Genomic DNA, 25,328 nt, shown 5'->3' on the forward strand with positions numbered 1-25,328 from the left:
AAAAAGTATATACAATAATATGTTTTTAGCAGAAAAACTGTATTTTTGCAACAGCAAACTTGGAACAAATATTTTAAACCAATAAAAGATTATGAAAAAGATTAGAGCAGCCGTAGTAGGCTACGGTAACATCGGACAGTATACTGTCGAGGCTCTCGAAGCAGCCGAAGACTTCGAAATAGCAGGTATAGTACGTCGTAACGGCGCAGCAGACAAGCCACAGGAATTATCAAAATATGATGTAGTAAAGGATATTAAAGAACTGAAAGATGTAGACGTAGCCATTCTTGCCACTCCTACACGCAGTTGTGAGGAATATGCCAAGAGTATTCTTCCGCTTGGTATCAACACAGTTGACAGTTTTGACATCCACACCAACATCCGTCAGTATCGTGCCAACCTTATGCCTATATGCAAAGAGCACAATGCGGTGTCTGTAATAGCTGCCGGCTGGGACCCGGGATCTGACAGTATCGTACGTACATTAATGCAAAGCCTTGCGCCAAAAGGACTTTCTTATACCAACTTCGGTCCGGGTATGAGTATGGGCCATTCTGTATGTGTACGTTCTAAAGCAGGTGTAAAGAATGCCCTGTCAATGACTATCCCTAAGGGTGAGGGTATACATCGCCGTATGGTATATGTAGAACTAGAAGATGGTGCATCTCTCGAAGAAGTAACTAAAGCCATCAAGGCAGATCCTTACTTTGCAAACGATGAGACACACGTATTCCAAGTAACATCTGTAGATGATGTGCGTGATATGGGCCATGGCGTAAACCTAGTACGTAAAGGCGTAAGCGGCAAAACTCAGAACCAGCGCCTGGAGTTTGACATGAGCATCAACAATCCCGCTCTAACAGGTCAGGTACTTGTCAATGTAGCCCGTGCATCAATGCGTCAGCAGCCAGGTTGCTATACAATGATAGAATTGCCTGTTATTGATATGCTTGCGGGTGATCGCGAAGATCTGATCAGCACATTGGTATAAAGATCATACTTATAATAAACAGAAAAAGGCACCCGTCTATTGGATGCCTTTTTCTGTTTCATATCTATTTACTTTCTTTTCTTTCCAAGAATTTCAATTCTGCCTCCAGCATCTCCAGTTTCGGCATGCGGAATCCTACCTTCCTTGCCTCCTCAATAGGACGACTATAGAGATAATAAATTTCCATCGGACGATGAAAGTCATAATCCAATTTCATACTTGGTGAATAAGGTTCCATATCACGTGTCATATTTATAATTACGTCTGCGAAAGAACTATCAATATTCTTTACGCCCAAATGTCGGGCAGCATCGATAACCTCCATGATAAGATCGCGCATCAGAGCTGCTGAATTTTCATCAGCAATGAGTTTGTCAGTTTGTGTATTAAGCGCAACCGTCATTCCATTGAAAGGCATATTCCACACAGCCTTTTTCCATCTGGCCTCATTATACTCAACCTCTTTAGCCTTAACCCCTGCACTATTAAGGTCTGCTACCATAAGATCTATTATACTCTGGTCCTTGCAAGAATAGTTGCCTATGTTTATATTGCCATATGATTGATTTTGAACGTGCCCCGGTTCTGTCTTTGTCGAACATATAAAAGCAAGTCCTGCAGCGATATAAATATCAGGGAATTCATTTTGCAAATCCTGTTCCAGACCTATACCGTTTTGTATAAGCAATACAAGAGTATGTGGCTTCAGTAATGGTGGCAACATAGTTTTCAACAACCTGTTATTGGTAGACTTAAGACTTACCATTACTACATCACACTTCGGCATATCTTGTGTGTTCTTGTAAGCATTAACATTATCCAGATGGAAATCTCCATCGAAAGAGTCTACCTGAAGCCCATGTTGGCATACATATTCATAATCACTATGCAGTAAAAAATGTACATCCTTGCCTGCATTTGCAAGTTTCCCGCCATAGAATCCACCTATGGCTCCTGTTCCTATTATCCCGTATATCATAATTTATTTTTTGTTGGTTGTGCAAAGTTATATAAAATATATGCAAATTACATGCACAAAGACAAACATTTATTATTTTGTAACTAAAAGTTTTATAACTACAATAAACCACGCCAAAGTATTGACAAACTTATTTCAGAAAAAGAATATTGTATGGATATATAAGAAATATCTAAAAATGCTTTGGAGTAAGGAAATAAATGCATAATTTTGCGCAGTCAAAAATAGCTCGCCAATGGCATGGCCGTAGCCTGGTATAAATCCTGCCTAAATAAAGAAAGGGTATACTATACTTTTGCCAAAGAAGAATAATGAATTATATTACAAAACTTACTTATCAGACGCTTTTCTCAGTACTATATTTATTTAGTACTATGCCAATGAACGTTCTATACAAAATATCAGATTTAATTTTTATTATTATTTTTAAGCTATCGAATTACAGAGAAGAAGTAACCATTCAAAACATGTCAAGGGCATTTCCTAATAAGAAGTATAAGGAGATACAATCCATAGAAAAAGAATTCTACCAAAACTTTTCGGATATGTTTGCGGAAGTAGTAAAAAGTATATCTATTTCACCTCTAAAACAAACTTGCAAGTTAGATATAAAAGGATTCGAGTTTGTTGAGGAGCAAGTAGAAAAAGGTAACAATGTCATTGCATGCTTAGGGCATTGCACCAACTGGGAAATATTAAATTGCCTCCCCTCTAAAATCAACACAGATGTTTATTCTGGTTACAAACGAATAAGAGTACCGATATTTAATAAACTCATGTTTGATATAAGAGGTCGTTTCGGTATGCACCTAATAGAATCAAAATCAGTAGCAAAACATATTCTGTCAAATAAAGACAAACCGTCACTTTACTTATTAATTGCCGATCAATGTCCGAAAAAGATAAACGTGGATTATCAGATGACGTTTCTAAATCAGATGACATCCGTGTTATCCGGACCTGAAAAGTTAGCCTGTGCAACCCACTCGGCAGTTGTATATATCTATCTGACACGAAAACGAAGAGGTTTTTTTGAGGCTGTTTGTCAACCGATTTGTGAGAATGCAAAAGATACCCAACATTTTGGGATCACAAAAAAGTATATTGAACTATTGGAACAAAATATCCAAGATGACCCCAGTTGCTGGTTATGGACTCATAAACGATGGAAGAGATAACATATAATAGCTTATGCAAAATATCTACGAAATTATCGTCATTAAGAATTTCGTAGGTACGAATATTCTTCCCTCTTGAGGGATTTAAAGGGGTGTCCAGAAAGCAGGGTATGTGATGAAAAATATGGAAAATCGTATTTTCCGTCACTTTGTGGCACCTCCCTAAACACATAGAGGATAATAATTGATGAATTATAATCTAGAACTTAAAATATACGTGGTGTAGGTTTTTTTTTGAGAGTACAATAATATTTTTATCACATATATAATCAGTTCGTTTTTACGTACATTTTCAACTTTTTTAATTGGAATTTGTATTTTTATCATGTGCCCGTTTGATAAGTCGATAATTTTGTGTAAGTTTGCATTATAATTATGAACAATTAATGGAAGAACATAAGACATTGGGACTTCTTAAAAAGATAAATTACCCATCAGATTTACGCGAACTTAAGATAGAACAACTACCTGAGCTTTGTGCTGAATTAAGACAAGATATAATAAACGAATTGTCAGTAAACCCCGGACATCTGGCGTCAAGCCTTGGCGTCGTAGAACTTACAGTGGCTTTACATTATGTTTTTAATACCCCTTACGACCGCATAGTATGGGATGTGGGGCATCAGGCTTACGGACACAAGATTCTTACAGGAAGAAGAGAGCAATTCCAAACTAACCGCAAACTCAATGGAATTCGTCCATTCCCGTCTCCTTTTGAAAGCGAATACGACACTTTCGTTTGTGGACATGCATCTAATTCTATATCGGCGGCACTAGGTATGGCGGTTGCTTCTAAACTACAGGGTGAAAAAAGACATGTAGTTGCCATTATTGGAGATGGGGCAATGAGTGGAGGATTGGCTTTTGAGGGACTCAACAACGCCAGCACGACGCCTAACAATATGATTATCATTCTTAATGATAACAATATGAGTATCGACCGCAGCGTAGGTGGCATGAAACAATATCTGTTGGGGCTGAACACTAATGAGACTTATAACACTTTGCGTTATAAAGCATCCCAATGGCTATACTCAAGAGGGATGATGACTGACGACAGAAGAAAGGGACTTATAAGGCTCAGTAATGCATTCAAGTCGGCCATCAGCCATCAACAGAATATTTTTGAAGGCATGGACATCAGATATTTCGGTCCATTTGATGGACATAATGTCATAGACCTGGTAAGACTACTCAATTCTATAAAGAATATGCGAGGACCAAAACTGTTGCATATACATACCAAAAAGGGGAAAGGATACGAACCTGCAGAAAAGGCGGCTACGATATGGCATGCTCCAGGGAAGTTCTGTGTAGACACAGGTGAACGTATAGTAACAGATACGAGTGGAACTCCTCCGAAATTTCAGGATGTATTCGGAAACACACTATTGGAACTGGCTGAGAAGAACAAGAAAATAGTTGGTGTGACGCCTGCTATGCCTTCGGGATGCTCAATGAATATAATGATGAAAAGCATGCCTGACAGGACTTTTGATGTAGGTATCGCAGAAGGGCACTCTATAACGTTCTCCGGAGGTATGGCTAAAGACGGGTTGCTGCCATTCTGTAACATATACAGTGCTTTTTCTCAACGAGCATATGATAATATCATACATGATGTGGCCATACTTAAACTGAACGTAGTGATATGTCTTGACCGTGCCGGTCTGGTAGGAGAAGACGGTCCGACTCACCATGGAGCTTTTGACTTGGCTTTTCTACGACCAATTCCAAATCTTACGATATCATCACCTATGGATGAACATGAACTGCGCAAATTGATGTATACAGCTCAGCTTAAAGATATGGGGCCATTCGTAATAAGATATCCTAGAGGACGTGGTGTCTGCATTGAATGGAAATGTCCATTCGAGCCTATTAAGGTAGGTACCGGTCGTAAACTTAAAGATGGTAAGGATATAGCGGTATTGACAATAGGACCAATCGGAAATGATGCTTTAGCTGCAATAAAGAGAGCTGAGACAGAACGTCCGGATCTAAGTATTGCCCTTTATGACATGAGGTTTTTGAAACCTCTTGATGAAAAGATTTTATCTGAAGTTGGTGAAAACTTCTCAAAAATAGTAACTATTGAGGATGGCGTAAGCAACGGCGGAATGGGTTCGGCTGTGCTAGAATGGATGGATGATCATAACTATACACCAAAGATAAAACGACTTGGACTGCCTGACGAATTTATAGAACATGGCAAGGTAGAAGAACTGCATAAAATAGTGGGAATTGACGTGGATAGTATTAAAAATGCTTTAATAAAATGAGATGTTTGGAGATATTTACAGTACTTGTAATATTAGCTCCTTTTTTCCGGACAGATTTTTAAGTCACAAATAAATATAGATTATTATGAAACCTTTAAAATTTAATCCGCTGCTCAAGCAAACAATATGGGGCGGTAACAAAATTATTCCTTTTAAGCATTTGGATTCCAACATGGATAAAGTTGGAGAGAGCTGGGAAATCTCAGGATTGAAAGGAACTGAAAGCACCGTGAGTGAGGGTGAATATTGTGGTATGACTATTAACGAACTATTGAATAAGTTGAAAGGGAAACTGATAGGTGAAGAAAACTACAAACATTTTAAGAACGAGTTCCCGTTGCTTATAAAGTTTATTGATGCACGTCAGGACTTGTCTATACAGGTACATCCTAATGATGAGGTGGCCCATAATCAAGGAATAGATCATGGCAAAACTGAAATGTGGTATATCATGGACTCAGAACCTTCGGCAAAATTACGCATCGGACTAAAAAAACAGATTACTCCAGCAGAATATAAAATTATGGTAGAGAATGGTACTATCTGCGATGCCATAGCTGAATATAATGTGAAAGAAGGAGACTGTTTCTTTCTGCCTGCCGGACGTATACACAGTATAGGAGTCGGATGTTTTCTTGCAGAGATACAACAGACAAGTGATGTTACTTATCGTATATACGACTTTAACAGAAAAGACAAAGATGGAAACTATCGACAACTGCATACAAAAGAGGCTGCAGAATGCATAGATTTCTCTGTATATCCAAACTATCATACTGATTATGTACCAACAAAGAACAGAGGTACATCACTTATACAGTGCCAGTACTTTAAAACAGCAGTCTACGATTTGCAGGAGGATATGACAATAGATTATTCAGAACTTGACAGTTTCGTAATTCTGGTATGCCTAAAAGGTGAGGGGAAAATAACAGATAATGAAGGGAACGAAATAGGACTTAGGGCAGGTGAAACAATACTTATACCTGCTACAACTAACTGGATAAAAGTAAAAGGAGAAATAAAATTTATTGAGACTTACGTGTAAACAGACTTACACATAAGAGTTTGATATGATTATTTTTTCTTTTGTTTGGCTATAACATATATAATTACCGGAGCTCCAAGCATTGGTGTAACAGCATTCAATGGTATTACACCTGTATCTCCTGGTAATGTACATAGGATATTGCAGAGCAAAGCTACAACACTGCCAAGAAGAATTGTCGCAGGCAGAAGACTGCGATGGTTCTCTGTAGTAAGAAGCAATCGGGCTATATGGGGTACGGCCAATCCAATAAAAGCTATCGGTCCGCAAAAAGCAGTTGTTATAGCTGACAACAATCCCGTAACTACCAGTAAACAGTTGCGTACACGCACCACATTTATTCCTAAATTTTCTGCATAGCGTTCACCAAGCAGAAGAGCATTCAAAGGTTTTATAAGCACTACTGCTACGATAAGACCAAATAGCGTTACAGCAGCAAATGCAGGCATCTGTGACATAGACACACCGCCAAAGTTGCCAAGACCCCATACCATATACGATTTTACACCTTCTTCTGTAGCAAAGAAGTTTAGTAAGGACGTGGCTGCGGATGATATATAACCTATCATAATGCCTACTATTAGTAGCATCATGTTATTACGTACTAAAGAAGAGAAAAAGAATATTACAACAGTTACAAGCATTGCACCGACAAAGGCTGCCATAAATATTGCGGCGAATCCTGTAATGCTAACACTTCCGGCTGAAATGCTACCTCCAAATAGTAACATGACCAGAGCGACACCTAACCCGGCTCCACTATTTATACCGAATATTGAAGGATCTGCCAGAGGATTCTTGAATGCAGTCTGCAACATCAGTCCACTGACGGCCAGAGCTGCACCACATAACAAAGCTGTAAGTGCCTGAGGAAGGCGTGAACCTAATATTATAAATCGCCATGATTCGTTTTCTACACCTTTGCCCATAATGATATTTGCCACATCCTTTAATGGAATCAACACAGACCCAATTATAAGATTCATGGCAAATAAAATTACTATCATAATGCCAAGCATTATGCAATATTTAGATCCTTTACTCATATAGTATATTAAACGCGACTATTCGAATATTATTACTTTTACTGTTATAAGTTCTATTTTACCAAATAGAAATATTTCAATTCTACTTGCTTGTTTGATTCAGGATGAAATATTCGGATAAAATCCTGTAAAAGATAATCTGGACGGAAAGGAGACTCCTCATAGAATTTGGAATCTTCTACATTACAGCTATATACATTTTTACGTTTGTATGCATTAAACTGTGCGTATGCGGCATTTTCTGTAAGCATCTTGTTTAATGATTCCGGACTGCCGTCCCTTGTAAGCCAGACATCCGCATTACCGGCCTTGGCCAAGACTGTTTCAAATGGCAGTGCTGTACTACCGCTATGTTTATCTCCGGCAAAAACATACTTGCCTCCTGCGTCTTTTATAATCTGTCCCATAGTGCTCTCACCACCCGGTACGTACCAGACAGAACCTGTTATCTTGTCCATAAGTACAATAGGATGACTCTTCAACGTACCAGCATAAGATTTACCTGCTTTATAACAACTGTCAACAACATTAAACAGAGAGTCTGCTTTCTGTTCACAGCCATATAGCAAGCCATACAATTTCATCCATTCGGCTCTGCCAAGAGCTGAATATTCCATATAGTCAGCACACTCTATAAGCGGAACTCCGATCTCTTCAAGTTTGCCATATCCGCCACTGTTCTGAAATGGAGATAATAGTATTGCGTCTGGTTTTGTATCGATAATCTTTTCTATATTCGATCCCATGCCTTCACCACAGTCGGCAATCTTATGCAGATTACATTGCTGCTGTATCCAAGGTATCTTTATATACTTCAAGTCGCATACGCCTGCAATAGAACTTCTTGCGCCGATGTTTTGTATTAATGCACAATGTACAGTAGTAAAAACTATGGAACGTTTAAGCGGAGTACGTATCACCGTACCATCATGAGAAATATCATCTGGAACTTTTCTATCTGATGGCACCAATACATATTTATGAAGCACTTTACCTTTATACCACGGATTAGCAATATCTACTGTTGTATAACCATTGTGTTTGACAATAGTGAGCAGACGGGCATATTTCAGTTTCAGAGTATCACCACCCTCACCCTGTGCGGTCTTATTTCCACACGAGGCAAAGATGGTGATAATAGTGATTGCTATGAATAAAGATTTTTTCATTCAGACTATCTCATAAAGACAATATGACTTGGACTTACACCACCAGAGGTGAATGTTACCTTATATGCTCCATCTGAAGTAAAATGGTATATTACGCCATTGGTAACATAGTCTGATGTACCTACATAGAAACTTCCGTCATAAGGATTGACGTCCATACAATATACGCTTGATTTTGCCAATGCAGGAGGGACATCTTTCAAGAATGACGATGTATCAGTTTTTCCTGTTAAGATGTTATACGAATAGAATGAAGTGGCAGTTACATATGTTGTCCAATTAGTAACACTATTAGCTATATATAATACATTATCTTTTATTGCCATTGAGGTACCAGCCCCAATTTCAGTAACAGTTTTATTTGCCTTATCATAAGAATATATTGCACCTGCGTAATTGGCATCATAACCTTCTATAAAAATATTTCCATTAGCATCAGATACCATCTTCTGAGGATTGTTACATACTGTGATATCATCTGCAGCCTTAGTAAATGTAGCCTCATCTATTACACACATCAAGTTCAATTTACCATAACCATTGCATATAACATAAAGTTTACCGGCTGATGATACTATATTTTCAGGATTGTTAGCTACCTTACAAGAAGCTACATATTTCAAATCATCCTTTGTAAATTTAAGTACAAGACCTCCATAAGTAGTTACATATATATAATCACCACTTATTACAGCTTTACGAGGCTGACCTTGGTCGGAAGTAAACTTATATGAAGCCTCTTTCATTCCTGCTCCGTTCATCTTAACCATATAAGAAGAACCATAAACGAGCATATACAAATTATCACCATCTGTAATCAAATCTTCACCCGTATCTCCTATATTTTCGCCATTTTGTGAAAGATACAATGATTTGTTGCATATAGTATCTTGCACATAATTGAATGCTGTCAATGAAGAATTGTTTCCGTTATACGACCCCTCATTCAATATAAAACCACGGGTCTTAGGTAATACGACTTTAGAACCTGAATAATCTACATAATCGCTGTCATCGCTAGAACAAGAACTGAATCCAGCTGTCAAAATTAGTCCGAACAAGACCGACAAATACAAACTTTTTCTTAATTTCATAATCAAATATTTAAAATGTGAATATTCCCGTAATCTCCCAATTGCGGCCTGGCATGGGATAATACTTTATTATTTCATACTGTTTATTAGTGATATTATGTACTACACCATTCAATGATAAACTATAACTCTTAAATTTAAATTCATGCGACAAGGTGACCGAATGTTCAAAGTAAGAATCCAATTTATACTGGTCTGTATTCATAACAGAAGAATAACGCTTTCCACAACCCATCAACGAATAACCTACATTAATAAATGGATTATTGATAATGAATGATACATTACCGCTGTTTTCAGGCGTATAAGGTAATTGTGATTTATAATAAGCTGAACTTTCGTCTGTAAGATCTACTGCTTTCTGTAAAGTGTAAGCCATAGCCATATCTATGCTTATAACTCTGGATATGCGAAGACCGGTAGACACGGTAGCATCCAAGCCATGAATATGTACTTTGCCAAAGTTAGCCATTTTCCATATGTATGTAGAAGGGAAGGCTACAATTTTATCTGTAACATCATTATAGTATCCGTCTACAGTTACTGTAAAGTTGTACAAACATCTAAATGGGCGCATACTCCAAGTTAACCCCATTCCATATTCGCGGGCCTTTTCAGGACGCAAACCAGTGTTTCCCATCCTAAGATAATATAAGTCGTTGAATGTGGGTACACGGAAAGTGCTTTTGTACGATGTCCTTACATACAAGGCTTCATCTTTCAATAGACGATATGATAAAGATAATGATGGGGATAGTCGTTTTCTGTCATCCGGTTTATCTCCGTTACTAACAGATTCTGTTATATAAGTATTTACAAGATTACCGTTCAAGGCAAGTCTGCCTAATTGCAATTGTGCCGACATTGCGGTTAAAGATGAGAACCTTAATGGATTAGGACTTAGATTTATGTTATTTCTTAAACTGTTTACAGCTAAATCCTGAGCCAGAGATATAGACAAATTATGAATTGGATGCCATCCTATTGTTGCAGAGCCATAATATTCATCCTGACGATCCACATCTATCTGTTTGTTATCGGTATACTTCACATTGACATCTTCGTATCGGTTCCACGAATGGTCATACTTCAAGTGAGCACGCAGTTCCCATTTATCGGATAATCTTTTCTTATAACTTGACTGAGCAAAGAAATTCTCGTCCCAAAGTCTTTCGTTGGCATCAGAATTATATAGTACAACTACTCCGGGAAGTCCACGTTGAGAATAATAGTAGTATATCTTTGTGTCTAATTGGCTACTATCATTGAATGTATAGTAGAAGTTGGTCTCACCATTCCATGATTTAATATCTGAGTTATAACGCTTCTCATGTGTCTTAAGCATACCATTTTTCAATGTAAACGGATATACACCATCTGCCCGAAGACAGGTGCCATCTACAGACATCGTTAATCTTTTGCCTAACCGTTGCCAATAGCGCAAAGATAGGTTCACCAATCCAAATGATCCTCCACGGACCTTTAATTTTATTGAGTAATCCTGATTATCGCCAAAATATGGTTTTATGGTTTCTATATCCAAAACTCCAGCCGAAGCAAAATGTCTGGCTGTCTGCATTATATCATCATTCTGCCCAATAGAAAGAGATAACATTTTGACATTATCCAGCGAAAAGCGACCTATGTCAATCTGTCCTGCTTGTGTATTACTTACTGTTATGCCATCATAGCTGACTGCTGTATGCTGTGCACCAAGATTTCTCACCGATACTGTTTTCATTCCACCAATACCTCCATAATCACGCACATTAGCACCGGCAAACTTCTTTACTGCATCTGAAAAGTTGGATATACCTATCTTCTGAAGATCATCAGCACTTATAAACTGTGTTGGTGTTCCTGACGTAATATTTTTTTCGACATGTCTTGATACAACCTGAACTTCCTGAATATGATGCACCTGCCCAATGATTGTATCAAGAGGTTCATTACTTGCCGCAGCCTGTAAAGCCACTGAGCATAATAACGCTAAGGCAGCGAAATATTTCATTCTTATAATACGGTTATTCTTCTACGCCTTTCCTCGAGACGACAACGAAGATTAATAAAAGCAACGGCAGGTCTTCTGACTTCATTGTCCGGCAGCAAACGTCTTCCCGAATATTATCAGTGACATATTGTTTGCAACCGCGAAGGACAACTTACAGCAGCGGGACTGTTCGGGATTTACACCCGATTCCCTTTTTAATCACGCCATAGTGAACCTATTGCGGGTGCAAAGTTACATATTTTTTTTGAATTCAATAAAAATATGTATTATTTTTTGTTTTTCTATGTAATACTATTAAATTTTAGTATGCAGCTCGACAACCAATATACTTATCAAAAGAATCATTTATTTTCTGTCTGCACTTTTGGCCAATTAACAAGAAAAAGCTTTTCTGTAGCACGTGTAAAAGCCGTATATAGCCAATGTATATAATCAGGAGTTAGCATATTATCATTCATATACCCCTGGTCTAAGTATATATGTGCCCACTGACCACCCTGTGCTTTATGACAAGTAACGGCATAGGCATATTTTATCTGAAGGGCATTATAATAAATATCTGTTCTTATCTTCTTCATACGATCGTGTTTCAATGGTATATCAGCATAGTCTTCCATTACTGCGTTAAAGAGCTGTTCGCTCTGTTCGCGTGTTAACGACGGCGACTCAGATATTAATGAATCTAATATTACTGTTGTCTGCATCTCATAGTCGTTGTAATCGGGAAACTGCAGCCACACATCAGCAAATCTAAAACCGTATAATTCACGAACATTTCTTATACGCTGCACTTCTGCCCTATCACCATTGGCTATAAATGTTATATTCGATTTCTCACGTTCTGCCCAATAATAATTATTTTTGACTATCATCAGTATATCACCTGTAGTAAGTGGTTCTTCTCTGCCCATAACGGTATTTCGAATGCCTTGATTATATATATTTGCTCGCTTATTGCTACGAGTTATTACCATTGTCTCGTCTATACCGACTTCCGAGTAACTGCTTGCCAAACTTTCTATTAGTTCATCACCCGGAACCATACAAATGTCAGCAAATCCTGCAAAACGAATCTTTGGCAATTCTGTAAACCGGTCGTGAGTTATCATATGCCTGATAACAGTAGCGTTATATAAGATACCAGACTGTTGACTCTGACGTAAAACTTCATTGAGACCTATATCATAAACATTTAATGAATAACCACGCAGAATATCAGAAATAAGAGCTGGAGATTCTTCTTCACCTATAGGTGGTAACTGGGCATTGTCACCTATGAGCATCATCCTACAGTTCTGTCCGCTATATACATATTGTATAAGGTCATCAAGTAACCTGCCACTGCCAAATGCTGATTCAGATATACTCTGGTTGGAGATCATTGAAGCCTCATCTATAATAAAGAGTGTGTCACAATAAAGATTATCATTAAGGTTGAACACACCTATATCTCCAGAGAAACTTTTCTGTCTGTATATACGGCGGTGAATGGTAAACGCATCATGAGAAGAATTTAAAGAGAAAACTTTCGCAGCCCTTCCGGTAGGTGCTAAAAGTATCACTTTCTGCTTTAGTTCAACCATAGTTTTTACTATAGCTCCTGCAAGTGTTGTCTTACCGGTACCGGCCGAACCACGAAGTATCATAGCACTCTTGGAATTACGGTCTGTAATGTATGCAGAAAACACGTCAAGAGCTTTTTCCTGTTCTGCTGTCGGAGCAAAAGGGAATTGTTTATGTATTTGATATTTTAGTTCGTCGCTTAGCACTTTTCGGTTATTTAGTTTGAATTCCACCGGATTTGCAATATCTTTAACCGTGGTTTAAGAAAGATCACATCGCTGCAATAAAAATAAAAACTTCATCATTTATTTTGTATTCCACTCGATTTGCACTATCTTTGCGCAAAGTTAGCACATTTTTTCGTATGAAAAGATACAGGGAGACAATTAATCTGTGTATAATATATATATTAACATCTAAACAATAATGCCGGGAACAGGTAATAACATAATGGGCACAAAACAAAGACTGACTATACGAATAAGTAATACCAGTCTCTTAATTGCTGTGGCTGACCCGGAAGCAAGCCAACCTGTAGAGATGGAACCTTTTATTCTTAAAAGTGGAATATCCATATCGGCTAACATGCGAGAAGCTTTTAAGTCGGCCGATCTTCTTCAGATGGGATATAAACGTGCACAGGTGCTAATTGATGCTCCGGTACTTATGATTCCTACCGAAATGTTTAATGAGAATGATATTAATGCTCTATACTATCATTCTTTTCCAGAACTCAAAGGTGTTTTTGTATTGTTTAATGTGTTACCAGACCTTAATGCTGTTGCCGTTTTTTCTATAAGTAAAGACCTTAAGATGGTCATTGAGGATAATATTCCTGACGTTAAGTATATCGTAGCAATGGCTCCAGTATGGAGACAGCTACACCAGAGAAGTTTTACAGGTGCCAGACAGAAGTTATATGGCTATTTTCACGATAGCAAACTTGATATTTTCAGCTTTAAGAATAACAGGTTCAGATTTTGTAACAGTTTTAATGCCAAGCATTCGCTTGACGCATTGTATTTTTTACTATATGTATGGAAACAGACAGGTCTGGATGTTAAACAGGATGAAATGCATCTGGTAGGCAATATCCCAGACAAAGACTTGCTTACAGAAAAGTTAAGAGAGTACCTCCGTAACGCTTATATAATAAACCCTGTTGCAGACTATAATCGTGCACCGGCTACACAGATTAAAGGCATGACTTATGATATGATGACGTTGTTAATAAAAGGAAGATGAGAATAATTACAGGTATATATAAGGGTAGACGGTTTGATATTCCGCGCTCATTTAAGGCTAGGCCTACTACAGACTTTGCTAAAGAGAATTTATTTAATGTACTTAATGGCTACATCGACTTTGATGACGCAGTTGCACTAGATTTATTTTCCGGCACAGGTAGCATTACGCTTGAATTGGCTTCAAGAGGATGCGACCAAGTGATAAGTGTGGAAATGGACCGCGACCATCATGCTTTTATTAAGGAATGTCTTGGTAAATTAAACACAGACAAATGTATAGCTCTAAGAGGAGATGCATTCAGATTTGTAAAATCTTGCCATCAGAAGTTTGACTTCATCTTTGCAGATCCTCCTTATGCTTTAAAAGAAATAGATAATATACCTCAATTAATATTCGAAAAGGATATATTAAAGGATGGTGGAATTTTTGTTTTGGAACATGGCAAGAATAATGATTTCAGCGGCAACGCTCATTTTGTAGAGCATAGAGCTTACGGCAGTGTAAACTTCTCTATATTTAAAGCAGAGGAGAAAGTAGACGTACAACCGATTCCCACAGACGCTTTATAAACACGGTCTTAATTTTGTCTTTTCTTTCATTGAGCAGATAACATTTCTTCAGGTCTTGAATAAAAATATTTTTAAAACGTAATGCAATTCCTTCATTATAGAAGAATGCGTTTGATTCAAAGTTATTTTCAAGGCTTCTGAAATCTATATTAGTAGAACCGCAGGTCGTTATATAATCATCGCATACCATAAATTTGGAATGATTAAAACCTTTACCGTAAAGGTATACTTTAACACCGGCATCCATTGCTTCTCTCACATACGACCGACTAGCCCATTCAACAAATTTAGTATCCAAGTGTTCAGGTACCATTAGTCGTACGTCAATACCGGCCCATACAGCTGTTCGTAAAGCAAAGAGCACAGGCTCTGGCGGAAGAAAGTATGGCGTCTCCATATATATATATCGCTTGGCCTCATTGATAATCCTGACATATCCATGCATTATATCAGGATTAGAACTTGTAGGGTTGCTGGTAACTATCTGAGCTATACAATTGTTGCTAATGCGCCCTGTTATTGCAGGATAATACTTGCGGCTAGTTATCAAAGTCTGATCTACAAAAAACCAGTCTACAAGAAAGGCTTTCTGTAATCCATATACTGCACCACCTTCGATACGCATGTGCGTATCTCGCCATTCATGACCTCCATTACCTTTTACATATCTCAAGGCAATATTCATTCCTCCTATAAAACCTACGATGCCATCTATTACACAGATTTTACGATGGTTACGATAGTTAACCTTGCTAGTAAGCTTAGGGAACCTAACCGGTAAAAATGGATAGACCTCAATGCCTTCCTCACGCATGTGCTCATAAAAAGAATTTTTTACGCTCCAGTTGCCAACATCATCACATATAACCTTCACTTCTACCCCTTGTCTTACCTTATCTATAAGAGCATCAGATATCAAACGCCCTAAAGGGTCGTCAGAAAAAATAAAACTTTCTAGATGTATATGTTCTTTGGCATTGCCTATAGCAGATAATAATGCCGGGAAAAATTCATATCCTGATGTATAGACTTCCACCTCATTGTCCTTAAAAGGCAAAGCTCCGTTCTGAGCAGCAAAGAGTTTAATAAGTGCTAAATGATTTTCAGGAAGATGTAAATTAGGTTGACTTACAAATTCAAGCATCTGCCGTTTGGACAATTGGTCAAGGCTTTTTTCACTGATCAGTTTTTCCTTGCGTATACTCTGCCCGAAAAAGAAATACAACACGATACCTATTGCAGGAATAAAAGTAAGCACAAGTATCCATGCCATTGTCTTTGCCGGTTGACGATTATCCATCAGCACAGCTACCATAACAGCGATTACTATAAGGCTATATATAAGCAAGAACAACCAATGGAAGTAAATCATATTATCAGACTATTATATTGTTTCCTAGTTTTTTGGCGAGTGCATCACGTATTGTCTTAACTTCTCGATACCGTGTCATAATAGGTTTAAGAAGTTCCATATCACTACCAACCTTCCGTATCTGCTGCATAAGATCCTGCAAGAGTACTTCCAGATAGTCCATTCTGAAGTCCCCTATGAGATGTTCTACCTGTTCTGAAAGCATCTCATCAGTGGTTTTAGTCTTCATACTCTGACTTATCTGATAACGGTTAACTATCATCATTGTGGCCAGTTTACTTATCTCTATATCAGGATGATGGGCAAAATATGATTCCGCCTTGAAATCAGCTTCAACAGAATGGGCTTCGGCCTCAGCCAATATCTGATTATAAAGAGGATTATGGAACTTTAGTTCGTCAGAAGCTAAATCACCTGCAATATATTGAGCCACCGTAAGTGAAATAGTCTGACCATCTTCTGTCTCAATATTTTTAAAAGCAACTTCGTCTCCATGCCTTATAACCATCTGTATTAGCAAATCTTCAACTTTCTTTGTCTGCTGAGATATCGTCAAGGGCTGTATCGGTTCGGGCACACTACTTCTCTCCTGCTCACGACGGGCTTCTTTTTCTTTTTCATCCTGATCGCGACGGATAAATTTATTCATAGTACTTATCAAAGTAACTTCAGACATACCAAGTCTCTGACTGCAATCATGAAGATATGTTGCGCGTATTATCTGGTTAGGTATAACTGATATACTCTTTACAATACTACTTATAGCCTCAGAACGCTTTATCGGATCTGTGACACCTTTTAACATCAGACTGGTTTTAAACTCTATAAAATCAGTTTGGTGTTCTTGTATATATCTCTTAAAATCTTCAGCTGTATTCTTACGTGCAAAACTATCAGGGTCTTCATTATCAGGAAGCAAAAGAGTTTTTATATTCATACCCTCTGCCAGTAGCATATCAGTACCTCGCATAGCAGCATGTATACCGGCTGCATCACCATCATATAGCAGTACTATATTTGAAGTAAAACGATGCAATAATCGTATCTGATGGACACTAAGCGCAGTACCAGAGTTGGCCACTACATTTTCAAGTCCACACTGATGCATAGATATTACATCCGTATAACCTTCAACCATATATACGCAATCCTCTTTGGATATAGCCTTTTTTGCCTGATATATTCCATACAACTCATGATCTTTATGATAAATCTCTGAATCAGGAGAGTTGACATACTTCTGAGATACACCCTTGGTACGTGAATCAAGAAGGCGACCTCCGAAGGCGCAAACTTTTCCACTCACATTAATCCAGGGGAACATAACACGACTAGTAAATTTGTCCGTTAATTCACCGTTATCTCGCTGTATACTTAATCCTGCCCCTGTAAGGAATTTAGGATTATAACCTTTGGCAAGGGCTGACTTTGATAAAGCATCACGCTGAGGCAAAGAAAATCCCAATGAGAATTTTTGTATTATATCATCACGAAAGCCTCTACTACGAAAATATTGCATGCCTATAGCGATACCGTCAACATCGTTGTGAAGTACGTTTTTGAAATACTCCATAGCCCATTCATTAACGATAAACAGACTCTCACGCTCACTGGCTTCCTTTTTCTCTTCGTCAGTCAGCTCGCGTTCAGCTATTGGTATGTTGTATTTCTTTGCGAGCCATCTCAAAGCCTCAGGATACGTTATCTGTTCATGTTCCATTATAAAGTTGACAGCATTGCCTCCTTTACCACATGAAAAACAATGGCAGATGCCACGGGCCGGTGATACCGAAAAAGACGGAGTGCGCTCGTTATGAAACGGGCACAATCCTTTATAGTTTGCTCCAGCTTTCTTTAGCGTAACAAACTCAGATACTACATCCACAATGTCTGTAGCATCCATTATTTTATCTATAGTGGCTCTATCTATCAATTGTTAATATTATTTTAGATATTTCGCCAACGGACTCTTTATTTTTTTAAGTCCCTTAGCAACACTCTTAGCATTGTTCTTTGCACCAAGCAATGACGTATGTGTATGATCATGATTATAATAAGCCTTAGCTTTTTCCTCACCTTTCTTATCTAGGAAATCTGCTGTTATATTATGAACATCAACAAGTTCACAACCAGTCTGTTTGGCTACTTCACGATACCAGACTCCATAAGTATCATTTCGGCGCTCTATCTTTCCATTCTTCCACTCATTACGTGGTGTGAGAGATAGTATAATAGGCGTTGCTCCTTTTTCACGTACATCTTGTATAAATTTGCGCAGATACCATCCGAAACTGTAGACCACTTCATACTGTCCGCTATCCTTCATTTTATATACATGACTGGTATCAGCAACACCTGGGATAACACCACGCATACGGTCATTGTCAATAGGACCAATGTCATTATGTCCAAACTGGATTAGCACATAATCTCCTGGCTGCAGACTATTATAGACTTCATCCCATCGTCCCTCATTAAGATAAGTACGTGTACTTCGACCTGCTTTAGCACAGTTTGCACATGTTATCTTCTTCTGATTAAAAACGGTATACGCTTGACTGCCCCATCCCCACATACCGTTATCATCACGATCTTCATTTTTTACTGTACTGTCGCCGGTAATAAAAACTACAGGTTTGCCTTCTTCACGCTTAATGCTTACAGTAGGCAAATCAAGAGGTTTCATCATAGCTTTCAACTCTGACAAACCCGGATCATTGCTCTGTGCAATACCTTCGGCTGCCGAACGAGCGTTCATCATTGCCCCAAAACGACTACTATGAATATGATCCAAATAGAAGTGATAGCTCTCTTTCTCAGGTCCGAATTTTTCAAACTTACGGGCAGAGATATCATTGAGGTCTACAAAAGGAACATTTTCAGCCTCGGCAACTTGTTTTGCCCAAAGTCCGAAAGTCTTATTAACACGTAATATTTTACCATCTTTCCATGCATCACGTGGAGTTAGGGAAAACAGTATTATGTGAGCTCCGGCCGACTTACATTCCTCGACAAAACGTCGCATATATTCACCATAGGTATAGACCGTTTCCTTAACGCCAGTCTCCTTAATAGTAACATTAAGAGAGTCCTTTCCAATACCTGGAATACTTGCACGTGCACGACCGCTGTCATAGGGTCCATTATCATTATGTCCAAGTTCAACGATAACCCAATCTCCAGGCTTTAAGGCCTTCCTTACATCAGCCCAAAGATGAGTATAGTAAGTACGACTGCTTGTTCCACCTAAGGCCTGATTCTCTACAGTGATTTTATTCTCATCAAAAAACATATGTTCAAAGAAGCCCCAGCCCCATTGACCATTGTTTCCATTTCCGAGAGTTCCTGTACGCATAGTGCTGTTGCCCACAAGGAACAACACTGGATTATTGCCCTTACGACTTGAACCCGGCACAGGGCGAGCCGTTTGAGCTTTGCTAAGACTGTCTAGAGTGAGGTCAATTACATGATTGACATCCTCCATTGGTTTCTGTACAACTTGTCCGAAAACCAGAGAAGCTGTAAAAAATAAAAATGTAATAGTAGAAAGTAATTTTTTCATCGTTATTGTAATTGTTCAGAAATGCAAAGTTACATCAATTTGGCCGGATTTCAAAATTTTTTATTGCACATTTTGGCTAATCTGTGCACATTTAGATTGGTATTGTGCATTTTTTAAAGCTTTTTCTTTGTTACGATATAAAAAATGAGTAATTTTGCAGCCTGAAATTTCACAATTAACATAAAAATAATGAGTTTGAAAATTGTTGTACTTGCTAAGCAAGTTCCTGACACAAGAAATGTGGGTAAGGATGCTATGACAGCAGAGGGCACGGTGAATCGTGCTGCCCTACCCGCAATCTTCAATCCTGAAGACTTGAACGCTCTAGAACAGGCCCTACGCCTCAAAGAGCAAAATCCCGGCTCTATCGTAGGTATTCTTACCATGGGCCCTCCACGTGCGGCAGAAATTATCCGCCAAGGTTTATATCGTGGTGCAGATACAGGTTGGTTACTTACCGACCGTCTCTTTGCTGGCGCTGATACACTGGCAACATCTTATGCTCTTGCTACAGCCATCAAGAAAATTGGTGACGTAGATGTTGTTATCGGTGGCCGTCAGGCTATTGATGGTGATACGGCACAAGTTGGTCCTCAGGTTGCTGAAAAAATTGGATTGTCTCAGGTAACATATGCTGAAGAGATAATGAAGTGTGAAAACGGTAAACTTACTATACGTCGTCATATCGATGGCGGTGTAGAGACTGTTGTAGCCCCTACTCCTATTGTTATAACTGTTAATGGTAGCGCAGCGCCATGCCGTCCTTGCAATGCAAAATTGGTAATGAAATACAAGTATGCTACTGCTCCGATGGAACGTACTGATGATACTCCACACAAGGATTTGTATGAAACTCGTCCTTATCTTACACTTAACCAATGGTCTGTATCTGATGTTTGTGGAGATGCTCAACAGTGCGGTCTAAGCGGTTCACCAACAAAGGTTAAAGCTGTACAGAATATTGTATTCCAAGCTAAAGAGAGTAAAACTCTTACATCAAGCGATGCTGATGTAGAGAGCCTGATCGAAGAATTGCTTGATGAAAAGATTATCGGTTAATAAAACAGGAGTAGACTTATGAACAACGTTTTTGTATATTGCGAGATCGAAGGCACTACTGTTGCCGAAGTATCTCAGGAATTACTAACCAAAGGCCGCAAGTTAGCCAATACTTTAGGCGTACAGCTCAATGCTGTAGTTGCCGGTACTGGCATCAAGGGCAAGGTAGAAAAACAGATTTTACCTTATGGTGTAGATAAATTGTATATTTTTGATGCTGAGGGACTTTTCCCTTATACATCAGCACCTCATACATCAATTTTAGTAAACTTATTCAAAGAAGAGAAACCTCAGATTTGCCTAATGGGAGCGACCGTTATAGGACGCGACCTTGGACCAAGAGTTTCTTCATCTCTTACAAGTGGTCTTACAGCCGACTGTACCTCACTTGAGATAGGTGAATATGATGATAAAAAGAGTGGCAAGCACTACGACAATCTGTTATATCAGATTCGTCCTGCTTTCGGTGGTAATATCGTAGCTACTATCGTAAACCCTGAGCACCGTCCACAGATGGCTACAGTACGTAGCGGTGTTATGCAGCGCGAGGTTATAGACGAGAACTACAAAGGAGAAGTAGTAATTGCAGATGTTGCCAAGTATGTACCTTCTACTGACTTTGTAGTAAAAGTAATAGATCGTCATATAGAAGCTGCTAAACACAACTTGAAAGGTGCTCCTATTGTTGTAGCCGGTGGTTACGGTATGGGAAGCAAAGAAGGATTTGACATGCTTTTCAAACTAGCAAAAGAACTTCATGGTGAAGTAGGTGCAAGTCGTGCCGCTGTAGATGCTGGTTTTATAGACTCTGATCGTCAGATAGGTCAGACAGGTGTTACAGTTCATCCTAAAGTTTATATTGCTTGCGGTATTTCTGGACAGATTCAGCACATCGCCGGCATGCAGGATAGCGGTATCATTATCTCAGTAAACAATGACAAGGACGCCCCTATCAATAAGATAGCTGATTACGTCATTGACGGTACTGTAGAAGAAGTGGTTCCGAAACTGATTAAGTATTACAAACAAAACAGCAAATAATCATGGCAAACTATTATACAGATCATCCAGAATTGGAATTTCATCTTCATCATCCTTTGATGAAGAGAGTCGTTGAGCTCATTGAGCGCAACTATGCAGATAAAGATACTTATGCAGATGCTCCTGTAGATTATGAGGATGCCATCGAGAACTATAAGCGCATTCTTGACATCACAGGTGATGTTGCCGCTAATGTCATTGAACCAAACTCTGAGAGTGTTGACCTTGAAGGTCCTCATCTCGAGAACGGTCGTATGATTTATGCTTCTAAGACATTTGAGAATCTTGATGTAACACGCAAAGCAGGTCTATGGGGCATATCTATGCCTCGCCGTTACGGTGGACTGAATCTTCCTAATATAACATTCTCTATGTTGTCTGAGGTTATCTCTGCAGCAGATGCAGGTTTCCAGAACGTATGGTCTCTGCAGTCTTGTATAGATACTCTATACGAGTTCGGTAGCGAAGAGCAGCGTCAGAAATATATTCCTCGCATCTGTGCCGGTGAAACAATGTCTATGGACCTCACAGAACCTGATGCCGGTTCTGACCTTCAGCGCGTTATGCTGAAAGCCACATACTGCGAGAAAGACGGATGTTGGTATCTGAACGGTGTTAAACGTTTCATCACTAATGGTGATTCTGATATTCACTTGGTACTTGCCCGTTCGGAAGAAGGTACATCTGATGGCCGTGGACTATCAATGTTCATATACGACAAAAATCAGGGTGGCGTAGATGTTCGTCACATAGAGCATAAACTTGGAATTCATGGTTCACCTACTTGTGAGTTGACTTATAAGAATGCTAAGGCAGAACTTTGTGGTGACAGAAAATTAGGACTTATCAAGTATGTCATGGCTCTTATGAACGGTGCTCGTCTTGGTATAGCTGCACAGAGTGTTGGTGTTGAGCAGGAAGCTTATAATGAAGGACTTGCATATGCTAAAGAACGTGCACAGTTTGGCAAGAAAATCATAACATTCCCTGCTGTTTACAATATGCTTTCTCGCATGAAGGCTAAATTGGATGCAGGTCGTTCACTTCTTTATCAGACAGCACGTTATGTAGATATATACAAAGCTCTTGAGGATATCTCTCGTGAGCGCAAGCTTACTCCAGAGGAACGTCAGGAAATGAAGAAATTCCAGAAGCTGGCAGATGCATTTACACCACTAGCCAAAGGTATGAATTCAGAATATGCTAACCAGAACGCTTACGATGCAATCTCAATACATGGTGGTTCAGGTTTCATTATGGAGTACAAGAGTCAGCGTTTATTCCGTGATGCTCGTATATTCTCTATATATGAGGGAACAACACAGTTGCAGGTTGTAGCTGCAATCCGTTATATTACAAACGGAACTTACCTGAACATCATCAAAGAGATGCTAAATGGTGAGGTCGCTCCTGAACTAAAATCTCTACAGACTCGTGTTGCAGCAATGGTTGCAAAACTTGAGGAGGCCATTGAGACTATCAAAGTTGCAGAAAACCAGTGTCTTCATGACTTCACAGGTCGCCGTCTATACGAAATGACAGCAGACATCATTATGTCATTGCTCATTCTTGACGACGCATCAAAGGCTCCTGAGCTATTCGCTAAGAGTGCTAACGTATATGTACGTAATGCTGAGTCTGAGATTGAAGGCCATTATGAGTTTGTAAAGAACATAAAGGTAGAAGACCTAGAGTTCTATCGTGCTCAACAGGAAGAGGCTGAAACAGCAGAATAAGATACAAAAATCTTAAGAATAATTGAGTAGGTGAAAACTATTTAAGTTTTCACCTACTCTTTTTTAATATATATAAGCATCACGAGATGCATACATTTATCTACTTTATTCATAAATGATAAATGCACATCCGGAAGACAGATCAAAAATAGCTTTAATTCACTTTGTAATCTCAAAGATTTACATTATCTTTGTCGCTTAAAGAAATAATATGCATTACTCCGAAATTATATTTTTCGTTTGTTTCTTAGTGTTCATTGTTGGGATATTGCTTCTCGATATGCTAGTCATTGACCGCAAAGCCCACGTTGTATCTATGAAAGAAGCCGGTATTTGGACTGGAGTATGGATAACTTTAGCCCTGGCCTTTTCTGTATTCCTTTGGTTTCATGGAGATTTGGTACACGGAATCCATAACTTTCAAGACCTTCAAGAAGTAACCAATCGTTATGCATCGCATATCAAACTTAATCCTAATGATTATGAAGGAGGTCTGGAACTATATCGCCATAATATGACTCTAACATATATTACAGGTTATTTGATAGAGAAAACTCTATCTGTTGATAATCTGTTTGTTATGATGATGATATTTGCTTCATTTAGCGTCAGCAAAATGGAATATCAAAGAGTATTAAACTGGGGCATACTTGGTGCTATATTTCTTCGTTTCATCTTCATTTTTATTGGAGCAGCCATCATAAGTAAATTTGCCTGGATTCTTTTTATATTCGGTTTATTTCTAGTATATAGTGCTGTCAAAATGTTTATTGAACGAAACAAGCATGAGTCTATTGATGTAGAAAAACATGCCATGGTAAGATTCCTGTCAAAATACTTCCATGTATATCCAAGATTTGCAGGTGATAAATTCTTTGTACATGCCAAACGAGTAGGCAAAGATTATGAACTTACCGATCGAAAAAATGGCGGAAAAAGTTTTATGACTCCATTATTTGTAACAGTAATGGTTATTGAGTTCTGCGATCTTGTTTTTGCATTCGACAGTATTCCGGCAGTTTTCTCGGTTTCACTTGATCCTTATGTAGTTTTCTTTTCAAACATATTTGCCATTTTAGGATTAAGAGCTATGTTCTTCTTATTATCAGGTATTGCAGACAAATTCAGGTTTCTCAAACCCGGTGTTTGCGTACTCCTAATATTTGTTGGTATAAAATTGCTTATACATGACTGGATAGATATAGATAGTCTATGGTCGCTAGTGTTTATAGTTTTAGTTTTATCTGTAAGTATCTTATTATCTGTTTTCATACCTAATAAAGAAGTATAATACTCCCGTAAATTTAGACAACTGCAATTTACTAACAAGAAGTTTTTCCTTAAAATCCTTCACCTTATTTGTAATATACTTATATACAG

The 25,328-nt window shown here is 38.5% G+C and carries 19 protein-coding genes and 1 riboswitch; of the genes, 10 read left to right on the forward strand and 9 right to left on the reverse strand.

What is annotated here, in order from left to right:
• Positions 1-91 precede the first annotated feature (91 nt).
• Complete coding sequence (locus XYLOR_RS08080; RefSeq protein ID WP_036878323.1) at positions 92-991, forward strand: diaminopimelate dehydrogenase; 900 nt, start codon at positions 92-94, stop codon at positions 989-991.
• Positions 992-1,055: 64 nt separating this feature from the next.
• On the opposite strand, the gene XYLOR_RS08085 is transcribed toward XYLOR_RS08080, so the two are convergent.
• Positions 1,056-1,970, reverse strand: coding sequence for a 2-dehydropantoate 2-reductase (locus XYLOR_RS08085; RefSeq protein WP_036878325.1), 915 nt, complete (start codon positions 1,968-1,970; stop codon positions 1,056-1,058).
• Positions 1,971-2,281: 311 nt separating this feature from the next.
• On the opposite strand from XYLOR_RS08085, the gene XYLOR_RS08090 reads away from it, so the two are divergent.
• The 3 genes from XYLOR_RS08090 (at position 2,282) to XYLOR_RS08100 (ending at position 6,478) form a co-directional block, all read left to right on the forward strand.
• Positions 2,282-3,148 (forward strand): lysophospholipid acyltransferase family protein, encoded by an 867-nt coding sequence (locus XYLOR_RS08090; RefSeq protein ID WP_036878326.1) that lies wholly within the window; start codon positions 2,282-2,284, stop codon positions 3,146-3,148.
• A 386-nt stretch (positions 3,149-3,534) separates the two neighbouring features.
• Positions 3,535-5,430: a 1-deoxy-D-xylulose-5-phosphate synthase gene (dxs, locus tag XYLOR_RS08095; protein WP_036878328.1), complete on the forward strand. Its 1,896-nt coding sequence runs from the start codon at positions 3,535-3,537 to the stop codon at positions 5,428-5,430.
• 85 nt (positions 5,431-5,515) lie between these two features.
• On the forward strand, positions 5,516-6,478 hold the full coding sequence (locus XYLOR_RS08100; protein WP_036878330.1) for a type I phosphomannose isomerase catalytic subunit: 963 nt from the start codon (positions 5,516-5,518) through the stop codon (positions 6,476-6,478).
• Positions 6,479-6,507: 29 nt separating this feature from the next.
• Here XYLOR_RS08100 and XYLOR_RS08105 read toward each other — a convergent pair whose 3' ends face one another.
• The 5 genes from XYLOR_RS08105 to XYLOR_RS08125 form a co-directional block, all read right to left on the reverse strand.
• Complete coding sequence (locus XYLOR_RS08105) at positions 6,508-7,524, reverse strand: iron chelate uptake ABC transporter family permease subunit (protein WP_036878332.1); 1,017 nt, start codon at positions 7,522-7,524, stop codon at positions 6,508-6,510.
• Positions 7,525-7,577: 53 nt separating this feature from the next.
• Positions 7,578-8,693: an ABC transporter substrate-binding protein gene (locus XYLOR_RS08110; protein ID WP_036878333.1), complete on the reverse strand. Its 1,116-nt coding sequence runs from the start codon at positions 8,691-8,693 to the stop codon at positions 7,578-7,580.
• A 5-nt stretch (positions 8,694-8,698) separates the two neighbouring features.
• Positions 8,699-9,787, reverse strand: a complete 1,089-nt coding sequence (locus XYLOR_RS08115; RefSeq protein WP_036878334.1) for a DUF5074 domain-containing protein — start codon at positions 9,785-9,787, stop codon at positions 8,699-8,701.
• A 10-nt stretch (positions 9,788-9,797) separates the two neighbouring features.
• Positions 9,798-11,798: a TonB-dependent receptor gene (locus XYLOR_RS08120; RefSeq protein WP_036878336.1), complete on the reverse strand. Its 2,001-nt coding sequence runs from the start codon at positions 11,796-11,798 to the stop codon at positions 9,798-9,800.
• Positions 11,799-11,846: 48 nt separating this feature from the next.
• Positions 11,847-12,032, reverse strand: a riboswitch (cobalamin riboswitch).
• Between the two features lie 107 nt (positions 12,033-12,139).
• Positions 12,140-13,567: an ATP-dependent DNA helicase gene (locus tag XYLOR_RS08125; protein ID WP_036880946.1), complete on the reverse strand. Its 1,428-nt coding sequence runs from the start codon at positions 13,565-13,567 to the stop codon at positions 12,140-12,142.
• A gap of 244 nt (positions 13,568-13,811) precedes the next feature.
• Here XYLOR_RS08125 and XYLOR_RS08130 point away from each other — a divergent pair, with 244 nt between their 5' ends.
• Both XYLOR_RS08130 and rsmD read left to right on the forward strand, forming a co-directional pair.
• Positions 13,812-14,606 carry a DUF3822 family protein gene (locus XYLOR_RS08130; protein ID WP_245601976.1) on the forward strand — a complete coding sequence of 265 codons (795 nt, stop codon included), beginning with the start codon at positions 13,812-13,814 and terminating at the stop codon, positions 14,604-14,606.
• Positions 14,603-15,178: a 16S rRNA (guanine(966)-N(2))-methyltransferase RsmD gene (rsmD, locus tag XYLOR_RS08135; RefSeq protein WP_036878339.1), complete on the forward strand. Its 576-nt coding sequence runs from the start codon at positions 14,603-14,605 to the stop codon at positions 15,176-15,178. Before XYLOR_RS08130 ends, rsmD begins: the two co-directional genes overlap by 4 nt.
• Here rsmD and cls read toward each other — a convergent pair.
• From cls to XYLOR_RS08150, 3 genes are read right to left on the reverse strand one after another with little or no spacing between them, the layout of a single operon-like run.
• Entirely contained in the window at positions 15,126-16,550 is a 1,425-nt protein-coding gene (gene cls / locus XYLOR_RS08140; protein WP_036878340.1) for a cardiolipin synthase, read from the reverse strand. The genes rsmD and cls overlap by 53 nt on opposite strands.
• A gap of 4 nt (positions 16,551-16,554) precedes the next feature.
• A complete protein-coding gene (gene dnaG / locus XYLOR_RS08145; RefSeq protein WP_036878341.1) occupies positions 16,555-18,483 on the reverse strand; it encodes a DNA primase in 1,929 nt (642 codons plus the stop codon).
• Between the two features lie 9 nt (positions 18,484-18,492).
• A complete protein-coding gene (locus XYLOR_RS08150) occupies positions 18,493-20,112 on the reverse strand; it encodes a rhamnogalacturonan acetylesterase (protein ID WP_036878342.1) in 1,620 nt (539 codons plus the stop codon).
• Positions 20,113-20,301: 189 nt separating this feature from the next.
• On the opposite strand from XYLOR_RS08150, the gene XYLOR_RS08155 reads away from it, so the two are divergent.
• The 4 genes from XYLOR_RS08155 to XYLOR_RS08170 all read left to right on the forward strand — a co-directional run bounded on the left by XYLOR_RS08155 (position 20,302) and on the right by XYLOR_RS08170 (position 25,239).
• Complete coding sequence (locus XYLOR_RS08155) at positions 20,302-21,171, forward strand: electron transfer flavoprotein subunit beta/FixA family protein (protein WP_036878343.1); 870 nt, start codon at positions 20,302-20,304, stop codon at positions 21,169-21,171.
• Positions 21,172-21,189: 18 nt separating this feature from the next.
• Positions 21,190-22,212: an electron transfer flavoprotein subunit alpha/FixB family protein gene (locus XYLOR_RS08160; RefSeq protein WP_036878344.1), complete on the forward strand. Its 1,023-nt coding sequence runs from the start codon at positions 21,190-21,192 to the stop codon at positions 22,210-22,212.
• Positions 22,213-22,214: 2 nt separating this feature from the next.
• The gene (locus XYLOR_RS08165; protein WP_036878345.1) at positions 22,215-23,948 is read left to right on the forward strand and encodes an acyl-CoA dehydrogenase family protein; all 1,734 of its coding nucleotides are present in this window, start codon (positions 22,215-22,217) and stop codon (positions 23,946-23,948) included.
• A 211-nt stretch (positions 23,949-24,159) separates the two neighbouring features.
• Positions 24,160-25,239 carry a TerC/Alx family metal homeostasis membrane protein gene (locus XYLOR_RS08170; RefSeq protein ID WP_036878346.1) on the forward strand — a complete coding sequence of 360 codons (1,080 nt, stop codon included), beginning with the start codon at positions 24,160-24,162 and terminating at the stop codon, positions 25,237-25,239.
• The last annotated feature ends 89 nt before the right edge of the window (positions 25,240-25,328 follow it).

It is taken from the genome of Xylanibacter oryzae DSM 17970 (assembly GCF_000585355.1).
GTDB classification, from domain to species: Bacteria; Bacteroidota; Bacteroidia; order Bacteroidales; family Bacteroidaceae; genus Prevotella; species Prevotella oryzae.